Source organism: Acidaminococcus hominis (genome assembly GCF_022484025.1).
GTDB lineage: Bacteria > Bacillota > Negativicutes > Acidaminococcales > Acidaminococcaceae > Acidaminococcus > Acidaminococcus hominis.
Genome location: NZ_JAKVMG010000001.1, coordinates 2,037,566 through 2,054,462, shown reverse-complemented (window position 1 = coordinate 2,054,462; position 16,897 = coordinate 2,037,566). Strand labels below are relative to the sequence as shown.

At 52.6% G+C, this 16,897-nt stretch carries 17 protein-coding genes; 12 read left to right on the top strand and 5 right to left on the bottom strand.

The genetic code is table 11. From position 1 onward, the window contains the following. Window positions 1-28 precede the first annotated feature (28 nt). From dnaN to LKE88_RS09190, 9 genes are all read left to right on the top strand, one after another. Window positions 29-1,156, top strand: a complete 1,128-nt coding sequence (gene dnaN, locus LKE88_RS09230; RefSeq protein ID WP_105326614.1) for a DNA polymerase III subunit beta — start codon at window positions 29-31, stop codon at window positions 1,154-1,156. Continuing rightward, window positions 1,156-2,304 carry a DNA replication/repair protein RecF gene (gene recF / locus LKE88_RS09225; protein ID WP_105326613.1) on the top strand — a complete coding sequence of 383 codons (1,149 nt, stop codon included), beginning with the start codon at window positions 1,156-1,158 and terminating at the stop codon, window positions 2,302-2,304. The genes dnaN and recF overlap by 1 nt, the downstream gene beginning before the upstream one ends. Then, window positions 2,291-3,025 carry a DciA family protein gene (locus tag LKE88_RS09220; protein WP_105326612.1) on the top strand — a complete coding sequence of 245 codons (735 nt, stop codon included), beginning with the start codon at window positions 2,291-2,293 and terminating at the stop codon, window positions 3,023-3,025. The genes recF and LKE88_RS09220 overlap by 14 nt, the downstream gene beginning before the upstream one ends. Continuing rightward, the gene (gene remB / locus LKE88_RS09215) at window positions 3,003-3,230 is read left to right on the top strand and encodes an extracellular matrix regulator RemB (protein WP_105326611.1); all 228 of its coding nucleotides are present in this window, start codon (window positions 3,003-3,005) and stop codon (window positions 3,228-3,230) included. The genes LKE88_RS09220 and remB overlap by 23 nt, the downstream gene beginning before the upstream one ends. Window positions 3,231-3,250: 20 nt before the next feature. Continuing rightward, window positions 3,251-5,191, top strand: a complete 1,941-nt coding sequence (gyrB, locus tag LKE88_RS09210) for a DNA topoisomerase (ATP-hydrolyzing) subunit B (RefSeq protein ID WP_105326610.1) — start codon at window positions 3,251-3,253, stop codon at window positions 5,189-5,191. Between the two features lie 7 nt (window positions 5,192-5,198). After that, window positions 5,199-5,894 carry a thiamine diphosphokinase gene (locus tag LKE88_RS09205; RefSeq protein WP_105326609.1) on the top strand — a complete coding sequence of 232 codons (696 nt, stop codon included), beginning with the start codon at window positions 5,199-5,201 and terminating at the stop codon, window positions 5,892-5,894. Window positions 5,895-5,897: 3 nt separating this feature from the next. Beyond that, window positions 5,898-6,668: a sulfite exporter TauE/SafE family protein gene (locus LKE88_RS09200; RefSeq protein WP_105326608.1), complete on the top strand. Its 771-nt coding sequence runs from the start codon at window positions 5,898-5,900 to the stop codon at window positions 6,666-6,668. A 49-nt stretch (window positions 6,669-6,717) separates the two neighbouring features. Next, entirely contained in the window at window positions 6,718-9,216 is a 2,499-nt protein-coding gene (gene gyrA, locus LKE88_RS09195; RefSeq protein ID WP_105326607.1) for a DNA gyrase subunit A, read from the top strand. Between the two features lie 422 nt (window positions 9,217-9,638). Continuing rightward, window positions 9,639-10,079, top strand: coding sequence for a hypothetical protein (locus LKE88_RS09190; RefSeq protein WP_105326606.1), 441 nt, complete (start codon window positions 9,639-9,641; stop codon window positions 10,077-10,079). A gap of 49 nt (window positions 10,080-10,128) precedes the next feature. Here the strand turns inward: LKE88_RS09190 and LKE88_RS09185 are convergent, their stop codons facing one another. Further along, window positions 10,129-10,815 carry a LysR family transcriptional regulator substrate-binding protein gene (locus LKE88_RS09185; RefSeq protein ID WP_231085704.1) on the bottom strand — a complete coding sequence of 229 codons (687 nt, stop codon included), beginning with the start codon at window positions 10,813-10,815 and terminating at the stop codon, window positions 10,129-10,131. A gap of 12 nt (window positions 10,816-10,827) precedes the next feature. Then, the gene (locus tag LKE88_RS09180) at window positions 10,828-11,055 is read right to left on the bottom strand and encodes a LysR family transcriptional regulator (RefSeq protein WP_231085703.1); all 228 of its coding nucleotides are present in this window, start codon (window positions 11,053-11,055) and stop codon (window positions 10,828-10,830) included. A 195-nt stretch (window positions 11,056-11,250) separates the two neighbouring features. On the opposite strand from LKE88_RS09180, the gene LKE88_RS09175 reads away from it, so the two are divergent. Then, the gene (locus LKE88_RS09175) at window positions 11,251-12,903 is read left to right on the top strand and encodes an NAD-dependent malic enzyme (RefSeq protein ID WP_255419960.1); all 1,653 of its coding nucleotides are present in this window, start codon (window positions 11,251-11,253) and stop codon (window positions 12,901-12,903) included. Window positions 12,904-13,019: 116 nt separating this feature from the next. On the opposite strand, the gene LKE88_RS09170 is transcribed toward LKE88_RS09175, so the two are convergent. From LKE88_RS09170 to LKE88_RS09160, 3 genes are all read right to left on the bottom strand, one after another. Then, window positions 13,020-13,616, bottom strand: a complete 597-nt coding sequence (locus LKE88_RS09170; protein ID WP_105326604.1) for a LysO family transporter — start codon at window positions 13,614-13,616, stop codon at window positions 13,020-13,022. Next, window positions 13,613-13,912, bottom strand: coding sequence for a LysO family transporter (locus LKE88_RS09165; RefSeq protein ID WP_105326603.1), 300 nt, complete (start codon window positions 13,910-13,912; stop codon window positions 13,613-13,615). Before LKE88_RS09165 ends, LKE88_RS09170 begins: the two co-directional genes overlap by 4 nt. A 74-nt stretch (window positions 13,913-13,986) precedes the next feature. Further along, entirely contained in the window at window positions 13,987-14,406 is a 420-nt protein-coding gene (locus LKE88_RS09160) for a hypothetical protein (protein WP_105326602.1), read from the bottom strand. Window positions 14,407-14,740: 334 nt separating this feature from the next. Here LKE88_RS09160 and LKE88_RS09155 point away from each other — a divergent pair, with 334 nt between their 5' ends. Further along, a complete protein-coding gene (locus LKE88_RS09155; protein ID WP_105326601.1) occupies window positions 14,741-15,916 on the top strand; it encodes an ABC transporter substrate-binding protein in 1,176 nt (391 codons plus the stop codon). Between the two features lie 78 nt (window positions 15,917-15,994). Further along, entirely contained in the window at window positions 15,995-16,891 is an 897-nt protein-coding gene (locus LKE88_RS09150) for a branched-chain amino acid ABC transporter permease (RefSeq protein ID WP_105326600.1), read from the top strand. Window positions 16,892-16,897: the final 6 nt, after the last annotated feature.

Below are 16,897 nucleotides of genomic sequence, written 5' to 3'. Positions count from 1 at the left end.
AGCGATATAGAAAAAAGGAGGATCTGCCATGCAGTTTTCATGCCAAAGCAGCCAATTGGCCAAAGCCATTAATATCGTAAAGAAAGCCATTTCATCAAGTCCCAATTCCCCCATTTTCTCGGGGATTCATATGATTCTCCAGGAAAATGTCCTGCAGCTCATTGCCATGGATACCAACTTTTGTATGCGTGATATCCTGCAGGTCAACGGTCTTGAAGCTGGAGAACTGCTGGTTCCTGTAAAGGCCATCGGTGATCTGTTTACCCGTTTTGACAATGATGAAGTAGTTACTTTAAGTCAACAGGAAAATGAAAAAGAGTTAACCATTGAAGCCAGCAAAGCCCATGGGAAATACCATATTCCTTTGATGGACTATGAAGATTATCCTGCACTGCCGGGACTGAAACAGGACCAGGTAATGCATTTAAAGGACGAAATGATTGGCAGTCTGATTTCTTCTACCGTATACGCCTGTTCCACAGATGAACAGCGACCCCTGTATACCGGTGTGTTCTTTGAGAAAAAAGGCAAAACCCTGACTGCCGTAGGAACCAACACCCACCGGCTGGCCATCAAAACGGTGGAACTGGAAGAGGGGGACGACAGCAATTTCTCCATGCTGATTCCTGCCCGGGTACTGAAGGAAATCAGTGCCAATTTAAATGGGGATTTGCCTGGAGATGTGGTGCTGACCCTGGAAAACCGTCAGTTACAGGTAGAAGTAGGGGATTTAACCATTATTTCCAGCCTGATTGAAGGCCGTTTCCCGGATTATACCAAACCCATCCCGCCTTCTTTCAAAAACCGGACCGTCCTGGAACGGACGGAAGTGGAAAAGGCCGTGCAGCGGGTGACCTTATTCTCCCATGATGAATACAGCATTGTGCGCCTGTCCTTGGAAAATGACCGGCTGGTGCTGTCTTCTACGGTCAGCGATCTGGGGCAGGGCCGGGAAGAACTTCCCTGCGTGACCATTGGGGAAGAACTGCCCTTGAATATTGCCTTCAACTCCAAGTACCTGCTGGAGTTCTTTAAAAAATGCGATACGGACCGGGTGGTGCTGGAAACCAACAGTTCCCTGTCTCCGGCCCGGCTCACTCCGGAAAATGATGAAAGCTATACCTACATTGTTACGCCGGTACGGGTAATTTTCTAATGAGAGTGGAGCGTCTGCGCCTGCACCATTTTCGCAATTATGATCACGTAAACCTTCCCCTGCATCATGACGTGACCGTATTTTACGGAAATAATGCCCAGGGAAAAACCAATCTGCTGGAGGGCATCTATTACGGTGCCCGGGGATTTTCGTTCCGTACCCGGCATGAGGAGGAGCTTCCCAGCTTTGGCGCAGAAGAATGGGCAGCAGAAGTCACGTACCGTGACCGGTTCGGGGAAAATACCCTGCTGGTGAAACGGTACCATGAACGGGGGAAACTGAAAAAAGAAAACCTGTTAAATGGGACGCCTGTGACCCCGAAGGAGCAGTACGGCCAACTGAATCTGGTGCTTTTCACCCCGGATGACCTGCTGTTGGTCAAGGGAGATCCGTCCCTGCGCCGAAAATTTCTAGATATGGAAATTGCCCAGATCAGTCCGGTATACTACGACCTTTTGAGCAAGTACAACCGAGTCCTGCAGCAGCGGAACAAATTTTTGAAGCAGTGCCGGGAAGCGGAAAAGTTGGACGAAGCCCAGCTTTCTGTTTGGGATGTAGCCCTTTCCCAGCTGGCGGCAGGAATTTTGGATTTTCGTTTGCAGGCTTTGGGGGGGATTGTTCAGGCTGCCCAACGGGTTTATGACGGAATTACAGGGACAACCGGTGCGCTGTCCCTTTCCTATGTGCAGAAACGGGGCCAGGGAGAAGCAGTGCTGACGGAGCGGGGAGACCGGTCCCAGTGGGAGGCCCTGTACCAGGAGGAGCTGAAGGCTCGGCACCGGCTGGACTATGTCCGGGGCTACACCAGCGTGGGGCCTCACCGGGACGACCTGGAAATTCTCCACGCAGGACGGGCGCTGAGAACCTATGGGTCCCAGGGCCAGCAGCGGACCGCCGCTTTGGCGCTGAAGCTGTCGGAACTGGAATTTATCAAGGCCGTGCGCAGCGAATATCCAGTGCTGCTGTTAGATGATGTACTTAGTGAACTGGACAGCAGCCGTCGGGAAAAGCTGCTGGGCTTTATCAGCGGCACGGTCCAGACCCTTTTGACGGTGAACGACCGGGCCTTGGCTCCGGCCAGCGGAGATTGGGCTGCCTACGCAGTGGAAAACGGCAGCCTGCAGGAGGACGGTCATGAAGGATGCTGAGCTGCTGGTGTTGAAGGTGCTGAAAAGCAAGGATGCCAAGCAGAAATATATCATGTACCATTTGCGGACCCATTGGGCCGATATCATCGGCCATACGGCGGCCAACCATTCCCAGCCCTACCGGCTGGAAAATGGGGTATTGTACCTGCATACGGATAACCCGGCCTGGTCCCACAATCTGATGATGATGCAGGGCCAGCTGCTGGGGAAAATCAACCAGAGCCTGCCCGGGTATCGCCCTGGCCGGCACCGGATCATCCGGGAGCTGAAGTTTTACCATGGCATTCTGGATGAGCCGGCAGCCCCCAAACTGGATGACCAGGGACCCTTTATTCCCAAGGTGGACCCCAACCGGCGCTGTCCGGTGTGCGGCGTGCCGCTGATTGGGGATGAGGAAATCTGCGCCACCTGTGCCCGGAAACAACTGGCTGAAAAACGGCGGGAAATCCGCCGGGCCCTGGAGAAAAGTCCCTGGCTGCGCTGGGAAGATTGCCGAGAAACGCTAAATTGTGATAGAATAACATTTACTGACGTTAAAGCCGTTCTGGAAGAATGGGCCATGAATGAGGCCCTGAAACCTGATGCCACGGACCTGGAAAAAGCCTTTGCGGTAATGCTGGACCGGGGACTGACACCGGATAAATTGAATCCAGAACTGGTGGAACGCATTTTGTCGAGAGCAAAAAGGAGTCGGTTTTATGTACCTGCACGTGGGAAATAACTACGTTGTCCGCAATGATGAAATCATTGGGATTTTTGATATCCGGAACAAACGGACCAATCTGTACCGCTTCTTCCTGAAGCCCAAGATTGAGGCCCACCAGGTCATTGACCTGACGGAGGAATTTCCTCCCTCCAGCTGTGTGGTTACCGTGGATAAGATTATCCTGTCCGGTATTTCCAGCAAAACATTGCAAAGACGATAAGCAGAATTCGGGAGGTTTGTATGGCAAAGAAGAAACAATCGATTGAAGAAGAAATTGCCGTCCATGGTGATTACGGCGCTGAGCAGATCCAGGTATTGGAGGGTCTGGAAGCCGTCCGCAAGCGTCCCAGTATGTATATCGGCAGCATCAGCGGCAGAGGGCTGCACCACCTGGTGTACGAAGTCATCGACAACAGTATCGACGAAGCGCTGGCTGGCTACTGTGACCACATCCACGTGTTCATCCATGATGACAACAGCATTACCGTTACCGATAACGGCCGCGGTATTCCGGTAGAAATGCATAAGGTGGGCAAACCCGCCATTGAAGTGGTTATGACCGTGCTCCACGCCGGCGGCAAGTTCGGCGATGGGGGCTATAAGGTTTCCGGCGGTCTGCACGGGGTTGGCGTATCCTGCGTAAATGCCCTGAGCAAGCGCATGGTGGTGGAAGTCAAAAAGAACGGAAAAATCTACGGCATTGAATTTTCCAAGGGCAAAACCACCCGTCCCCTGTACGAAAAAGGCACCTGTCCGGAAAACGAAACCGGGACCAGCGTAACCTTCTGGCCCGATGACACCATTTTCACGGAAACCGTGTACAGCTACGATACCTTGAAGCACCGGATTCGGGAACTGGCTTTCCTGAACAAGGGCGTCAAGATCCAGCTCACCGACGAAAGATCCGGCGCCGATGAGACCTTCCACTACGAAGGCGGCATTGTTTCTTTTGTGGAATTCATCAACAAGGGCAAGGAAGCCCTGCACGAACCCCCCATCTACGTGGAAGGGGAACGGCAGGATACCATCGTGGAAGTGGCCATGCAGTATACGGACGCCTACACGGAAAATATCTATACTTTTGTCAACAACATCAATACGGAAGAGGGCGGCACCCATCTGGCCGGCCTGAAACAGGCCCTGACCCGGTGCATCAACGATTACGCCCGGAAAAACGGACTTTTGAAGGAAAACGAGGAAAACCTGTCCGGGGACGATGTCCGGGAAGGTCTTACCTGCGTCATGAGCTTGAAGGTCCGGGAACCCCAGTTCGAAGGCCAGACCAAGACCAAACTGGGCAACAGTGAAGTCCGGGGCATTGTGGACAACATGGTGTCCGAAGCCCTGACCGAATACTTCGAAGAAAATGCTCCCGTAGCCAAGAAAATCATCGATAAGGCCGTTATGGCCAACCGGGCACGGGCTGCTGCTAGAAAAGCCAGGGACCTGACCCGCAGAAAGTCTGCTTTGGAAGTCAGCTCTTTGCCGGGCAAACTGGCTGACTGCTCCAGCAAGAATGCGGAAGAAACCGAAATCTACCTGGTAGAAGGGGACTCCGCAGGCGGCAGCGCCAAACAGGGCCGGGACAGAAATTTCCAGGCCATCCTGCCGCTGCGGGGCAAGATTTTGAACGTAGAAAAAGCCCGTATGGACAAGATGCTCAACAGCCAGGAAATCCGGGCCATGATTACGGCCTTTGGCTGCGGCATCGGGGAAGAATTCAATATCGAGAAGATCCGCTACGGCAAGATCATCATCATGACCGATGCGGACGTGGACGGGGCCCACATCAGAACCCTGCTCCTGACCTTCTTCTACCGGTATATGAAACCCTTGATTATCCACGGCAATGTGTTCATTGCCCAGCCGCCCCTGTACCTGATCCGTACCGGGAAAAAGCACACCTACGCCTACAGCGATGACGAACTCCAGCAGAAACTGGATGAAGTGGGCAGAAACAACAACCCCTACGTGCAGCGCTACAAAGGCTTGGGCGAAATGAACCCGGAACAGCTGTGGGAAACCACTATGGATCCTAGCAAGCGGACGGTGCTCCAGGTACAGCTAGAAGATGCGGCCAATGCCGATTCCATTTTCTCCGTGCTTATGGGGGACAAGGTTGAACCTCGGCGGCAGTTCATCGAGGAAAATGCCGGCAAGGTTACCAACCTGGACTTCTGAGGCAGCTATGGGTACCCAAATACTGCTTCCCCAGGGCAAGTGGGAACTGACCAAGGACTCTGGCGCTCCCCTTGTGGTGGTGGCCGGCGGCCGGCGGCCGGATCCCCAGTGGCTGCGGAAAGCAGCAGGGGACCTGCCCCTTTATGCGGCGGACCGGGGCGCGGACCACTGCGCCAAAGCCGGCCTGACGCCCCGCTTTTTGTATGGGGATAGGGACAGTGCGGCGCCCGGCGCCTGGGAAAAATTTGTCCAGGCCGGCGCCAAGGTGAAAACCTTTCCCGTGAACAAGGACGATACGGACCTGTCCTTGATTCTCCAAGATATCAAGGTCCCTTGTCTGGTTCTGGCCACCGGGGTTTGGGGCGGCCGGGCGGACCATTTGTTTGGCAATCTTTATTGCCTGCTGTCCTGTCAGAAGCGGGGCAGCACCGTGATTTTGGCTGATGAACAGGAAATCCTGTGTTTTCTGGGCCCCGGTGAGGGCGCAGCCTTTACTCCCGCTGGGCGCAGGCCCGCGGCTGTAAGCCTGCTCCCCCTGACGGCGGAAACCACAGTGAGTATTGAAGGGGTCCGCTGGCCCCTTGACCATTCCTCTTTAACCCAGGAAAATCCCTATGCAGTAAGCAACAAAATGACAGAAGCTGTGCTCACCGCCTCTTGTCAGGCGGGCTGGGCCGGACTATATCTGACCTGGAAGGAGTAGGGAATGGAAACCATCGTTTTTTCGTGGCATGATTTGGTGTTTTTGCTGGTGGCCGGGTTTGTGGGCTCTTTTGTGGATGCAGCCGTAGGGGGCGGGGGACTGATTACCATTCCCGCCTACATGGCGACCCCTCTTCCCATGCCCGTTGCCCTGGGCTCCAACAAGTTTGCGGCCAGCATCGGCGCCATTACCAGTTTTTTTACTTTTGTGCGTTCCGGCAAAATCGACCGGAAAATTATCAAAATGATGCCCTTATCCGCTATAGGCAGCGCCGTAGGCGCTTGTCTGGTTTCTTTGGTACCGGACCAGATTCTGCGGTACATCGTGGTCATTTCCCTGATTGCGGTGGCGGTGTACACCTTTAAGAAAAAAGAGTGGAACGGCGTCAACGAAATGACGGAAATGAGCCGGACCATGGCGGTGGGCATTGCCTTTATGGCCTGGTGCCTGGGCATGTATGACGGCTTTTTCGGTCCGGGAACGGGAACGTTCCTGATTTTTGCCTTTTTATATTTTGGCTATAATTTTGTTACCGCAGCAGGCAATGCCAAAACCCTGAACCTGGCCAGCAACCTGGGCGGGCTGGTAGCCTTCCTGGTCTTGGGCAAGGTATATTTCTGGTACGCGCTGCCCATGGGTCTGGTGGAAATTGCCGGAGCCCGGCTAGGTGCCAGAATGGCCATCAAAAAGGGTGTGGGTTATATCCGTACCCTGTTCTTGATCGTAACCATCGTGCTGATCGGCAAGCAGGTTTATGATCTGTTCTTAAAGTAAACAATTAGCAGCAAAGCCCGGGAGGGCGCAGGAAAGGAAGCGTGAGAACGTGGATGATCAGCAAAATGATAAACAGACCATCACGGCAGGCAAGGTAATTCCCGTATACGTAGAAGACGAAATGCAGAAGTCGTACATCGACTATGCTATGAGTGTTATTGTACAGCGGGCCTTACCGGATGTGCGGGACGGTTTGAAACCGGTTCACCGGCGCATCCTGTATGCCATGAACGAAGCCGGCATGCTGCCGACCAAAGCGTATAAGAAATCCGCCCGTATCGTGGGCGATGTTTTAGGTAAGTATCACCCCCATGGTGACTCCTCCGTATACGACGCCATTGTTCGGCTGGCCCAGGATTTCTCCACCCGGTATCTGATGGTGGACGGCCACGGGAACTTCGGTTCCGTGGATGGTGACCCTGCGGCTGCCATGCGGTATACCGAAGTGCGTATGGGCAAGATTGCCGTAGAAATGCTGCGGGATATTGAAAAGGATACGGTGGATTTCATCCCCAACTACGATGAATCCCTGAAGGAACCCACCGTGCTGCCGGCCAAGGTACCGGCTCTTCTGATCAACGGTTCCGCCGGTATTGCCGTAGGTATGGCCACCAACATTCCGCCCCACAACCTGAACGAAGTGGTGGATGCCTGTGTCATGCTTATCGACAATCCGGACTGCACCATTGAACAGCTGATGAAAGCCATCAAAGGACCGGACTTCCCTACGGGAGCCAAGATTCTGGGCATCAACGGCATTCGCCAGGCCTATACCACCGGCCGGGGCGTTATCAAGGTGCGGGCCAAGGCGCATGTGGAACCCATGCCCAAAAACAAGAACCGGATTGTGGTGACTGAGATTCCCTACCAGGTCAACAAGGCAAAACTCATTGAGAGCATTGCCCACCTGGTGCAGGACAAGGTGCTGGAGGGCATTACGGACCTAAGGGATGAATCCGACCGGAAGGGTATGCGCATTGTCATCGAGCTCCGCAGCGATGTGGTGCCCGAAGTGATGCTGAACCAGCTGTACAAGCATACCCAGCTCCAGGATTCCTTCGGCATTATTATGCTGGCCCTGGTCAAAGGCCATCCCCGGATTTTGAATCTGAAACAGATTCTGGAATATTATCTGGAACACCAGAAGGATGTCATTACCCGGAAATGCCAGTACGAACTGCGCAAAGCCAAGGAACGGGCCCATATCTTGGAAGGCTTGAAAATCGCCCTGGATCACCTGGACGAAGTCATTGCCACCATCCGGGCCAGCGCCAACGGCGACGTAGCCAAGGCAGCCTTGATGGACAAGTTTGCCTTGAGCGACAAGCAGGCCCAGGCCATTTTGGATATGCGTCTCCAACGCCTGACCGGTTTGGAACGGCAGAAGATTGAGGACGAATACCAGGAAGTTATGGCCAATATTGCCTATTTGGAGGACGTGTTGTCCGACGAACATAAGATTATGGGTATCGCCCGGGAAGATCTGCTGGACGTGAAGAAGCGTTTTGGGGATCCCCGGAGAACCTCCATTGTACCCGATGCCGGGGAACTGGAAACCGAAGACCTGATTGCTGAGGAGGACGTGGTCATTACCATCAGCCACCAAAGCTATATCAAACGTCAGGCCCTCACCAACTTCCGCAACCAGAACCGGGGCGGCCGGGGCATCAAGGCCGGCAGCGGCAAGATTGTCAAGGAAGACAACAAGGTGAAAGGGGACTTCTCCGAACACCTGCTGATGGCCAGCACCCATGACAATATCCTGTTCTTTACCAATCGGGGACGGGTCTACCGGCAGAAGGGCTACGAAATTCCGGAAGCCGGCCGTACCGCCAAGGGAACCTATATCCGGAACCTGTTGCCGCTGGAAGAAAACGAAAAGGTCAACGCCGTGATTGCCGTCCACAGCGGCATCAGTTCTGACGAAGACAAGTTCCTGTTTATGGCTACCAACGCCGGTATTGTAAAGCGTACCAGCGTCAGCGAATTCAAGTCCGCCCGGAAAGGCGGCCTGATTGCCATCAACCTGGACGAAGGGGAAGAACTCATTGACGTGAAGCTCACCTCCGGCAAGAACGATATCCTCCTGGCTACCCGGGACGGCTACGCCATCCACTTTAACGAAGAGGATGTAAGGCCCATGGGCAGAACCAGCCACGGGGTACGGGGCATTCTGCTGCGGCCTCACGATACGGTGGTTTCCATGGACAGCTGCCTGGACGATACGGGTGAAGTGCTGACCGTAACCGACAAGGGACAGGGCAAACGGACGGATATTTCCGAGTACCGGGTTCAGAACCGGGGCGGCAAAGGTATCATCAACCTGAAAGTCACCGATAAGACGGGCCTGATTGTAGGGTCCAAGTTCATTACGGAAAAACAGGAAATCATGCTGATTTCTGCAGCTGGCATCATCATCCGGATGAATGCGGCGGATATCTCCACCTATGGCAGAAATGCCCAAGGGGTGAAACTGATGGATCTGGAAAGCGGCGATAAGGTTGCTGCTCTGGCCATTGTGAATACCGTGGATGAAGAAGACGAATAAAGCGTAAAAATAGGCTTGTGCACAACTGCACAAGCCTATTTTTTGCCCCAATGGTGGAAAACTCTGTGGATAACTGGATAAAAAGCTGTGGCATACAGAAAAGTGAATGTAAAAAGTGGCGATAAATGCCCACAGACAGGGAATTTTGGTTAAACCCCTGTGGATTTTCCCCAAAGTTATCCACAATTCTTGGGGATAACTTGTGTATAAGTGGATAAGCCCCTCCGGATTTTGTAGTACGAACAGCTTTTCGCACAAAATATAGCTCTAACCCCAGAAGTTATCCACAGAAAATGTGGATAACTTCCCGATTTTTGGGGATAACTTTGTGCATAAGTGGATAGCTTGACGAAAGCCGGAGAATGCTCTATCCTGTTATTGTTAGATTTGATGGAATCAATTGAATTGAGGAGGAAGTTAGTATGGCAGAATTAAACAAGAGAGCCCAAGCATTCCAAGAATATTTGGACAAGAAAGATCCGAAAGCATTTCAGGTACAAGCCATTGAAGGGGACCGGTTCCACACCGCCGTATTCCGTTCCCATGTAAATATTGATGGTACGCCCGTGGTCCTGGTGGTTCTGTTGGACGACACGGCTTTTGGCATGATTCGGGTGCTGCTGGCCCCCAAGGCCCTGAAGGACAACAACAAGGAAGCCCTGGAAAAAATGATCACCGATTTCAACCAAGGCTACAAGGCTTTCAAGTTCTATCTGGATCCGGAAGGTTCCCTGATTCTGGACCTGTGCGTAGTGTTCGAAAACGAAAGCATCAATGGGGATATGTTCTATGCCCTGTTCGACCTGATTACCAAGGAAATGGGCCAAAGATACAAAGAAATCATGAAGACCATTTGGGAATAAGTTCCCTAAAAAAAGCCTTCTCCAGCTGCAGCAGCTGGAGAAGGCTTTTTTATTTTTTAGCAGAGCTGGACGGTTCCGCTTTTTGGGGTGGTTCCAAAGGCTGGATAAACCTGGACTGCTTGACGAAACGGATAAATTCTTCCATGGCCGGATGCAGGCGCACATTTTTGTTCCACACCAGGGTAATAAAGGCCGGATGGAATTCGGTAATGGGAATGGCCGCCAGGTCCGGTTCCTGGCTGGCAATTTCTTCGGTAAGAAAACCGGCAGCCGCTTCACTGCGGATGTATTCCAGGATGGTGAAGACCTGGGAGGTCTGGTGGACAATCCGGGGCTGCACCTCGCTGACTGCAAACATCCGCTTGATATAGGTGGTCTGGTCAAAATGGTCGGAAAACATGACCAAAGGCACGTCCTTCAGCTCTTTCAGACTCAGGGATGTTCTGCTGGCCAGGGGGTGGTCCTTCCGGACAAACAGTTTCAGGTAGCTTTTCCGCAGCAGCAGGTGGTGATAGGGCTCTTCCGGCATATGGTTGGTAACGCACAGGGCAAAATCAATTTCCTGCCGGTCCAGCAGCTCGTATAGCACATTGGTGGTTTCCTCGATGGTTTCGATGGTGGTTCGGGGATGTTCCTTTAAAAAGGCACCGTGGAGCTTGGGGAAAATGGTGTTTCCCCGCATGGTGGCCACCCCAATCCGCAGCAGGGTCCGGCTGTGTGCCAGATTCTTTACCACCTGGCACAAATTCTAGTAATGGTTCTCGAACTGCTGGGCGTGTTCCAGCAGAATCCGGCCCTGGGGGGTGACCTGGATGTTGTTCCGGTTGCGCTGGAACAGGGCTACCCCGCATTCCTGCTCCAGTTCCTGCATGGCCTTGGAAATCCCGGGCTGGGAGATATGACATTTCTCTGCGGCTCCGGTGAAGCTGCCGCATTGGCAGACAGCAATAAAGTATTCGATTTGGGTCAGTTTCATGGGGCACCTCCTTCTGTCTTTATTATAACTAAAAGTTTGGGTGAAGAACAGAAATGTATTTTACTTTCTTTTTCTGCCTGTGTAAAATTGCTACAGAATCACGAAAATGTATTTTGTATGCACTGAAATAAAAATAAATCTGTAGCCGGTCCCAACCACCGACGAAGTCAGGCCAAGGCCTGGAAGAAAAAGGAGATAAGTACAATGGCTGCAACGAAAATGGGTTATGATTTGTTAAACGATCCCTTCCTGAACAAAGGCACTGCCTTTTCTTTGGAAGAACGGAGAAAATACGGGCTGGTGGGCATTCTGCCGCCCCATGTGGAAACCCTGGAACTCCAGGCCCAGCAGGCTTACGAAAATGTTTGTGAACGGCCTAACCGGGCAGTACAGCGCCACTATCTGATGAAGCTGTTCAGCCGGAACCGGACCCTGTTCTTTTACCTGTTCTCCCATCATCTGGAACAGCTGCTGCCCATTTTGTATGCTCCTGGCGTAGCCGAAAGCGTCAAGCAGTACAGCGAACTGTTCACCACTCCCCAAAACGCCGTCTACCTGTCCATTGACGCCATGGGGGATATCGAAGAAGCCCTGCGCAACGGGGCTGCCGGCCGGGATATTGAACTGATCGTAGTTACCGACGGGGAAAGCATTCTGGGCATCGGGGACTGGGGCACCAACGGGGTCAGCATTTCCACCGGGAAAATCCTGGTGTACACCGCCGCTGCCGGCATTGACCCGGCCAAGGTGCTGCCGGTGGTACTGGATGCTGGCACCAGCCGCCAGAGCCTGATTGATGACCCGTTGTACCTGGGGCTGCACCACAAACGGATTGTGGGCGCTGCCTACGATACCTTTGTGGACCGCTTTGTGAGAACGGCTGAAAAGCTGTTCCCCAACCTGTACATCCATTTTGAGGATTTTGGACGGGAAAATGCAGCCCGTCTGCTGGACCAATACGCCAACCAATTTGCCGTCTATAACGACGATATTGAAGGCACCGGGGCGGTAACCCTGGCAGCCATTCTGGGCGCCCTGAAGATTTCCGGGCAGAAGCTTACGGACCAGAAATTCCTGTGCTTTGGCGCCGGCACCTCCGGCATGGGCATTGTGCGCCAGGTCTACGAAGAAATGCTGCTCCAGGGCCTGACCCCCCAAGAAGCCCAGGACCGGTTCTACCTGGTGGACCAACAGGGCCTGCTGTTTGAGGATTCCGATGCCCTGACCCCCCAACAAAACCTGTTTACCCGCAAGAGAACGGAATTTGCGGACAGTCACGACCTGGACACCTTGGAAAAAGTGGTAAAAGCCATTCATCCTACCATTTTGGTGGGCTGCTCCACGGTGGGCGGTGCCTTTACAGAAAGCATCGTCAAGGAAATGGCTGCCCATACGGAACGCCCCATTGTCTTCCCGCTGAGCAATCCCACGGAACTGGCAGAAGCCAAGGCTGCGGACCTGATTGCCTGGACGGAAGGCCGGGCCCTGGTGGCTACCGGCACTGCTTCCCAGGAAGTGGGATACCAAGGGGTGAAGTACCAGATTGGCCAAGCCAACAACTCCTTGGTGTTCCCGGGGATGGGACTGGCCGTAACTGCCTGCCACGCCAAATGCGTGTCCCAGGGAATGCTGGCAGCTGCTGCCCATGCCCTGGCTGATGAAGTAAAGGTGGAAAACGCCGGTGCCTCTGTGCTGCCGCCGGTTACCCATCTCCAGGACTTCACGGTGGTGCTGGCCCAGAAGGTGGCCCAGCGCATTGTAGAAGAAGGCGTCAACCAAAAAGCCATTGCCGACCCTGCCCAAGCTGTTTTGGACAGCCAATGGACAGCTGAATATAAAGAGCTGTAAGATTCCAGCCGCAAGGCCTCCTGGGATAAATCACACACAAAAAAAACAAGGAAGTGACCAGCTATACGCTGGCTGCTTCCTTGTTTTTTTGTGCGCTGTAAGGGGAAAATTGGCCCTTAGGGCATGAGAAAGGTCAGGAGAAAGGGAATCTCCAGAGTCAGAAGAAAACCGCTGACAAAGCCCAAAATGGCCGCAGGGGTATTGATGTACTTTAACAGTACGGGCATGGTGGAGTCCATAGTACTGGCGCCGCCCAGGCCGATACAGGGAAATTTGTACCACCGGGTCAAAAGGGGCACGGAAATAAAGCACAGCAGTTCCCGGAGGGAATTGGCAATAAAGGCAATGGCGCCCACCTTGGTGGAATACAGGGAGCCGATAACCACGGACGACAGGCTGTACCAGCCCATACCAGCGCTGACCAGGAGGCTGTCCCGGGAGGGTAGGCCAGTCAAAAGGCCAAATAACGTGCCAAGGGTCAGGCTCCCCAGGGTGATGGCCGCAGGAATGGCCAGACAAAGGCTTAAATTCCTGGGCGTGACGAATTGCCGGATTAGAGCCTTGTTTTCCCCGATTTCAATGCCGGAAACAAAAATCATGATGTTCAGGGCGTTCATGAGAATGGTGTCCAAAAGGGGCCCCTGGTCCGGGGTCAGAAAAGCATATCCCGCGCCAAAGCCCAGCACCAGGGAGAGCAGAATGAGCCGGATCATTTCTTGGCCTCCTGGAACAGGGTGTGGATTTCCCGGGCAAAAATCCGCTCTACTATCAGGAGCAGCAGAAAGCTGCCCAGCATGCTGCCCAGGCAGATGGCCAGGGACTGGATGCCCAGGGTGCGCAACTGGACAAGCAGCTGGGGATTGCTGCCAATTTTGGCTGCAAGGCAAAAAATCATGGTGCATAGGGCCGCCTGGGAAATGCGGCTAAGGCCCAGCTTTATTTTGTAGGAAAACAGGTTTACCAAGCCGGCCGCAATGCCCAGCGCCATGCAAAGCAGGATAACGGTCATGAAGTCAGCTCCTTTTCGTAATTTAGGTACAAGAAAAGCCGGCAGCTGCAGCAGCCGGCCATCATCCAGCGGGATTAGAGGGTAAAAGCCAGATGTCCCAATACGTATAGGGACAGGCCCCGGATTACCAGCATGAACCAATGGGTGGGAAACCGGATGCCTGTTTTGGGGTCCCGGATGGCCATACCAGGAATCTGGTAGAATACGGCCAGCTGCTCATAGCCGGACAGAATCAGCAGCATGGAGGCGGGCTCCCATAAAATATCATCAAATAAAATCAGGAACAGGCAGTAGAAAAAGAAAATCAGCCGCCCCAGATAAAAAAGCAGGAAAAACAGGAATCCCTGGTCAATGACAATAATCCGAACCGGAGAGGGGCGCTTGCTGCGCAGCAGCCCGGGAAAGGTCTGCATATAATAATAGATGGTCTGGTACCGGAACAAAAAGATAATTTCCAGCAGCCAGCAGAATAAGGGAACCACATGGATATGCATAGGCTGATCAACGCTCCTTCCGCCTTTCATTATACACGATAGGTCCATATCCTGACAATTTCTCTTTCTGTCCGGTTATTGTTCTGAAAATAGGATTCCATGTAAAATCTGAATGCATGAAATATATCTTTCACAATAGACAAATGTCCATTAAATACATACGCTTCACAAAATGTACATAAAAACGGTATACAAATTAAAAATTCGCATCAATTTTGTAAAAAGAGTATTGCAAAACCGCGAATAAGTACGTATAATAGGCTTAACTTGCAAGGCCGGCCGTCTTTCGTACAGCTCCCTGGCAAGAATCCCCTAGAAAGCAAAGGTGTTATGGATGAAAGGATGGAAAAAAGCGGTCGGCGCTATCGCCATGACAACGGTAATGGCAACCATGTTTGCAGGCTGCGGTGACAGTAAGAAAGAAGCAGCTAACAGCAATGAAATCAAGGTGGGCGCCCTGTTTGAACTCACCGGCAACGTTGCCAACTACGGTAAATCCTGTTACAACGGATTCCAAATGGCTATTGATGAAGTCAATGCCAAAGGCGGGGTAAACGGCAAAAAGATTACTATTGTCCAGGCGGACAACAAATCCGAGCCCTCTGAATCTGGCAACCAGGCAACCAAGTTGATTTCCAAGGATAAGGTTGCTGTTATTGTTGGACCTGCTACCAGCGGCTGCGTATCCGCTGCCACGCCTGTAGTCACCAACGCCAAGGTTCCTCTGATGGCTCCTGTAGCTACGGCACCTGGCATTACGGTGGATGAAAAAGGCAAGGTTCGTCCCTACATCTTCCGTGCCTGCTTCACGGATCCGTTCCAAGGCAAGGTTATGGCAACCTTCGCGGTTAAGAGCCTGAACGTGAAGAATGTGGCTATTTTCTATGATTCTTCCAGTGACTATTCCAAAGGCCTGATGGAAGTATTCGGCAAGACTTTGGAAGAAAACGGCGGCAAGGTTGTAGCCAAGGAAGCTTTCCTGGCTAAAGACCAAGATTTCAAGGCAGCCCTGACCAAACTGAAGGCTGCTGATCCTCAAGCCCTGTATGTACCGGCTTATTATGAAGAAGTTTCCAAGATTGTAAAACAAGCTCGTGAAGTTGGCCTGGATTGCCCAATCCTGGGCAGCGATGGTTGGGATTCCCCGAAACTGGCAGAAATTGCTGGTGCTGATGCTCTGAACAACACCTACTTCAGCAGCGCTTATTCCGCACAGGATCAAGATCCCCATGTACAACAGTTCATCAAAGACTACAAAGCCAAATACAACGCAGAACCGGATACCTTTGCCATCCACTCCTATGATGCAGGCCTGGTTGTAGCCGAAGCCATCAAGAGAGCTGGCGGCACCGATGGTACCAAGATTGCCGACGAAATGGCCAAGATGAAAGATTTCCAAGTAGCCACTGGGAAATTCACCCTGGATAAGGATCACAACCCTGTATCCGGCGGTATCATCATCGAAATGAAGAACGGCGTACAGACCTTCAAAGAAAAGATTAACCTGTAAGTTTCAAATTCAGTCTATATGGCGTTGGGTCAGGCTCAACTGACCTGACGCCAAAATTTTTCCAAAGGAGGAAGGCTTATGGACACGGGTTCTTTTGCTTTACAATTTGTACAGCAAATTGTAAACGGGGTGTCACTGGGCAGCATTTATGCGCTGATTGCCCTCGGGTACACCATGATTTATGGCATCATCAAATTAATTAACTTCGCCCACGGTGATATTTACATGGTGGGTGCCTATATTGGCTATGTAGCCACCAGCAAGTTTGGTTTACCTTTTTTGCCTTCCATCGTTTTGGCCATGCTGGGCTCCGCTATTGCTGGTATCATCATTGAACGGATTGCCTATCGCCCCATGCGGAACGCACCCCGGATTGCGGCCCTGATTACCGCCATCGGCGTATCGTTCTTTCTGGAAAACGGCATGATACTTTTGGTTACGCCCCAGCCCCGGACCTTCCCGGCAATTTTTGCCCCCACGGTCTATAACATCGGCGGCATCATCATCAACAACCAGCAGATCATCATTTTGGTAAGCACCTTTATCCTGATGCTGGTTCTGACTTACATCGTTAACCGGACCAAAGCCGGCAAGGCCATGAGAGCGGTAAGCTATGATGCAGACGCAGCCCGGCTCATGGGCATCAACATCGACCGGGTTATTTCCATGACCTTCGCCCTGGGTTCTGCCCTGGCTGCTGCCGCCGGCGTACTGGTAGGCATCTACTACAACTCCATTGATCCCCTGATGGGCATGATGCCCGGTATCAAGGCGTTCATTGCAGCTGTTGTAGGCGGCATCGGCATTCTCCCCGGCGCTATGCTGGGCGGCATCATCATGGGTCTGGTAGAAGCCATGGTCAGCGGCTTCTTCTCCTCCACCTTCCGTGATGCAGCAGCCTTTGCCATCCTGATTATCATCTTGCTCTATAAACCTACGGGCTTACTGGGCAAGAACGTGAAAGAGAAAGTGTAGGTGGGA

What these genes read in the sequence shown, in the direction of transcription:
- LKE88_RS09200 (WP_105326608.1), top strand. Translation starts at nt 5,898, where the DNA reads ATGGAAACCATCGTTTTTTCGTGGCATGATTTGGTGTTTTTGCTGGTG.
- LKE88_RS09155 (WP_105326601.1), top strand. Translation starts at nt 14,741, where the DNA reads ATGAAAGGATGGAAAAAAGCGGTCGGCGCTATCGCCATGACAACGGTA.
- LKE88_RS09205 (WP_105326609.1), top strand. Translation starts at nt 5,199, where the DNA reads ATGGGTACCCAAATACTGCTTCCCCAGGGCAAGTGGGAACTGACCAAG.
- LKE88_RS09180 (WP_231085703.1), bottom strand. Translation starts at nt 11,055, where the DNA reads ATGAAACTGACCCAAATCGAATACTTTATTGCTGTCTGCCAATGCGGC.
- LKE88_RS09160 (WP_105326602.1), bottom strand. Translation starts at nt 14,406, where the DNA reads ATGCATATCCATGTGGTTCCCTTATTCTGCTGGCTGCTGGAAATTATC.
- recF (WP_105326613.1), top strand. Translation starts at nt 1,156, where the DNA reads ATGAGAGTGGAGCGTCTGCGCCTGCACCATTTTCGCAATTATGATCAC.
- LKE88_RS09165 (WP_105326603.1), bottom strand. Translation starts at nt 13,912, where the DNA reads ATGACCGTTATCCTGCTTTGCATGGCGCTGGGCATTGCGGCCGGCTTG.
- remB (WP_105326611.1), top strand. Translation starts at nt 3,003, where the DNA reads ATGTACCTGCACGTGGGAAATAACTACGTTGTCCGCAATGATGAAATC.
- gyrB (WP_105326610.1), top strand. Translation starts at nt 3,251, where the DNA reads ATGGCAAAGAAGAAACAATCGATTGAAGAAGAAATTGCCGTCCATGGT.
- LKE88_RS09190 (WP_105326606.1), top strand. Translation starts at nt 9,639, where the DNA reads ATGGCAGAATTAAACAAGAGAGCCCAAGCATTCCAAGAATATTTGGAC.
- LKE88_RS09220 (WP_105326612.1), top strand. Translation starts at nt 2,291, where the DNA reads ATGAAGGATGCTGAGCTGCTGGTGTTGAAGGTGCTGAAAAGCAAGGAT.
- dnaN (WP_105326614.1), top strand. Translation starts at nt 29, where the DNA reads ATGCAGTTTTCATGCCAAAGCAGCCAATTGGCCAAAGCCATTAATATC.
- LKE88_RS09150 (WP_105326600.1), top strand. Translation starts at nt 15,995, where the DNA reads ATGGACACGGGTTCTTTTGCTTTACAATTTGTACAGCAAATTGTAAAC.
- LKE88_RS09170 (WP_105326604.1), bottom strand. Translation starts at nt 13,616, where the DNA reads ATGATCCGGCTCATTCTGCTCTCCCTGGTGCTGGGCTTTGGCGCGGGA.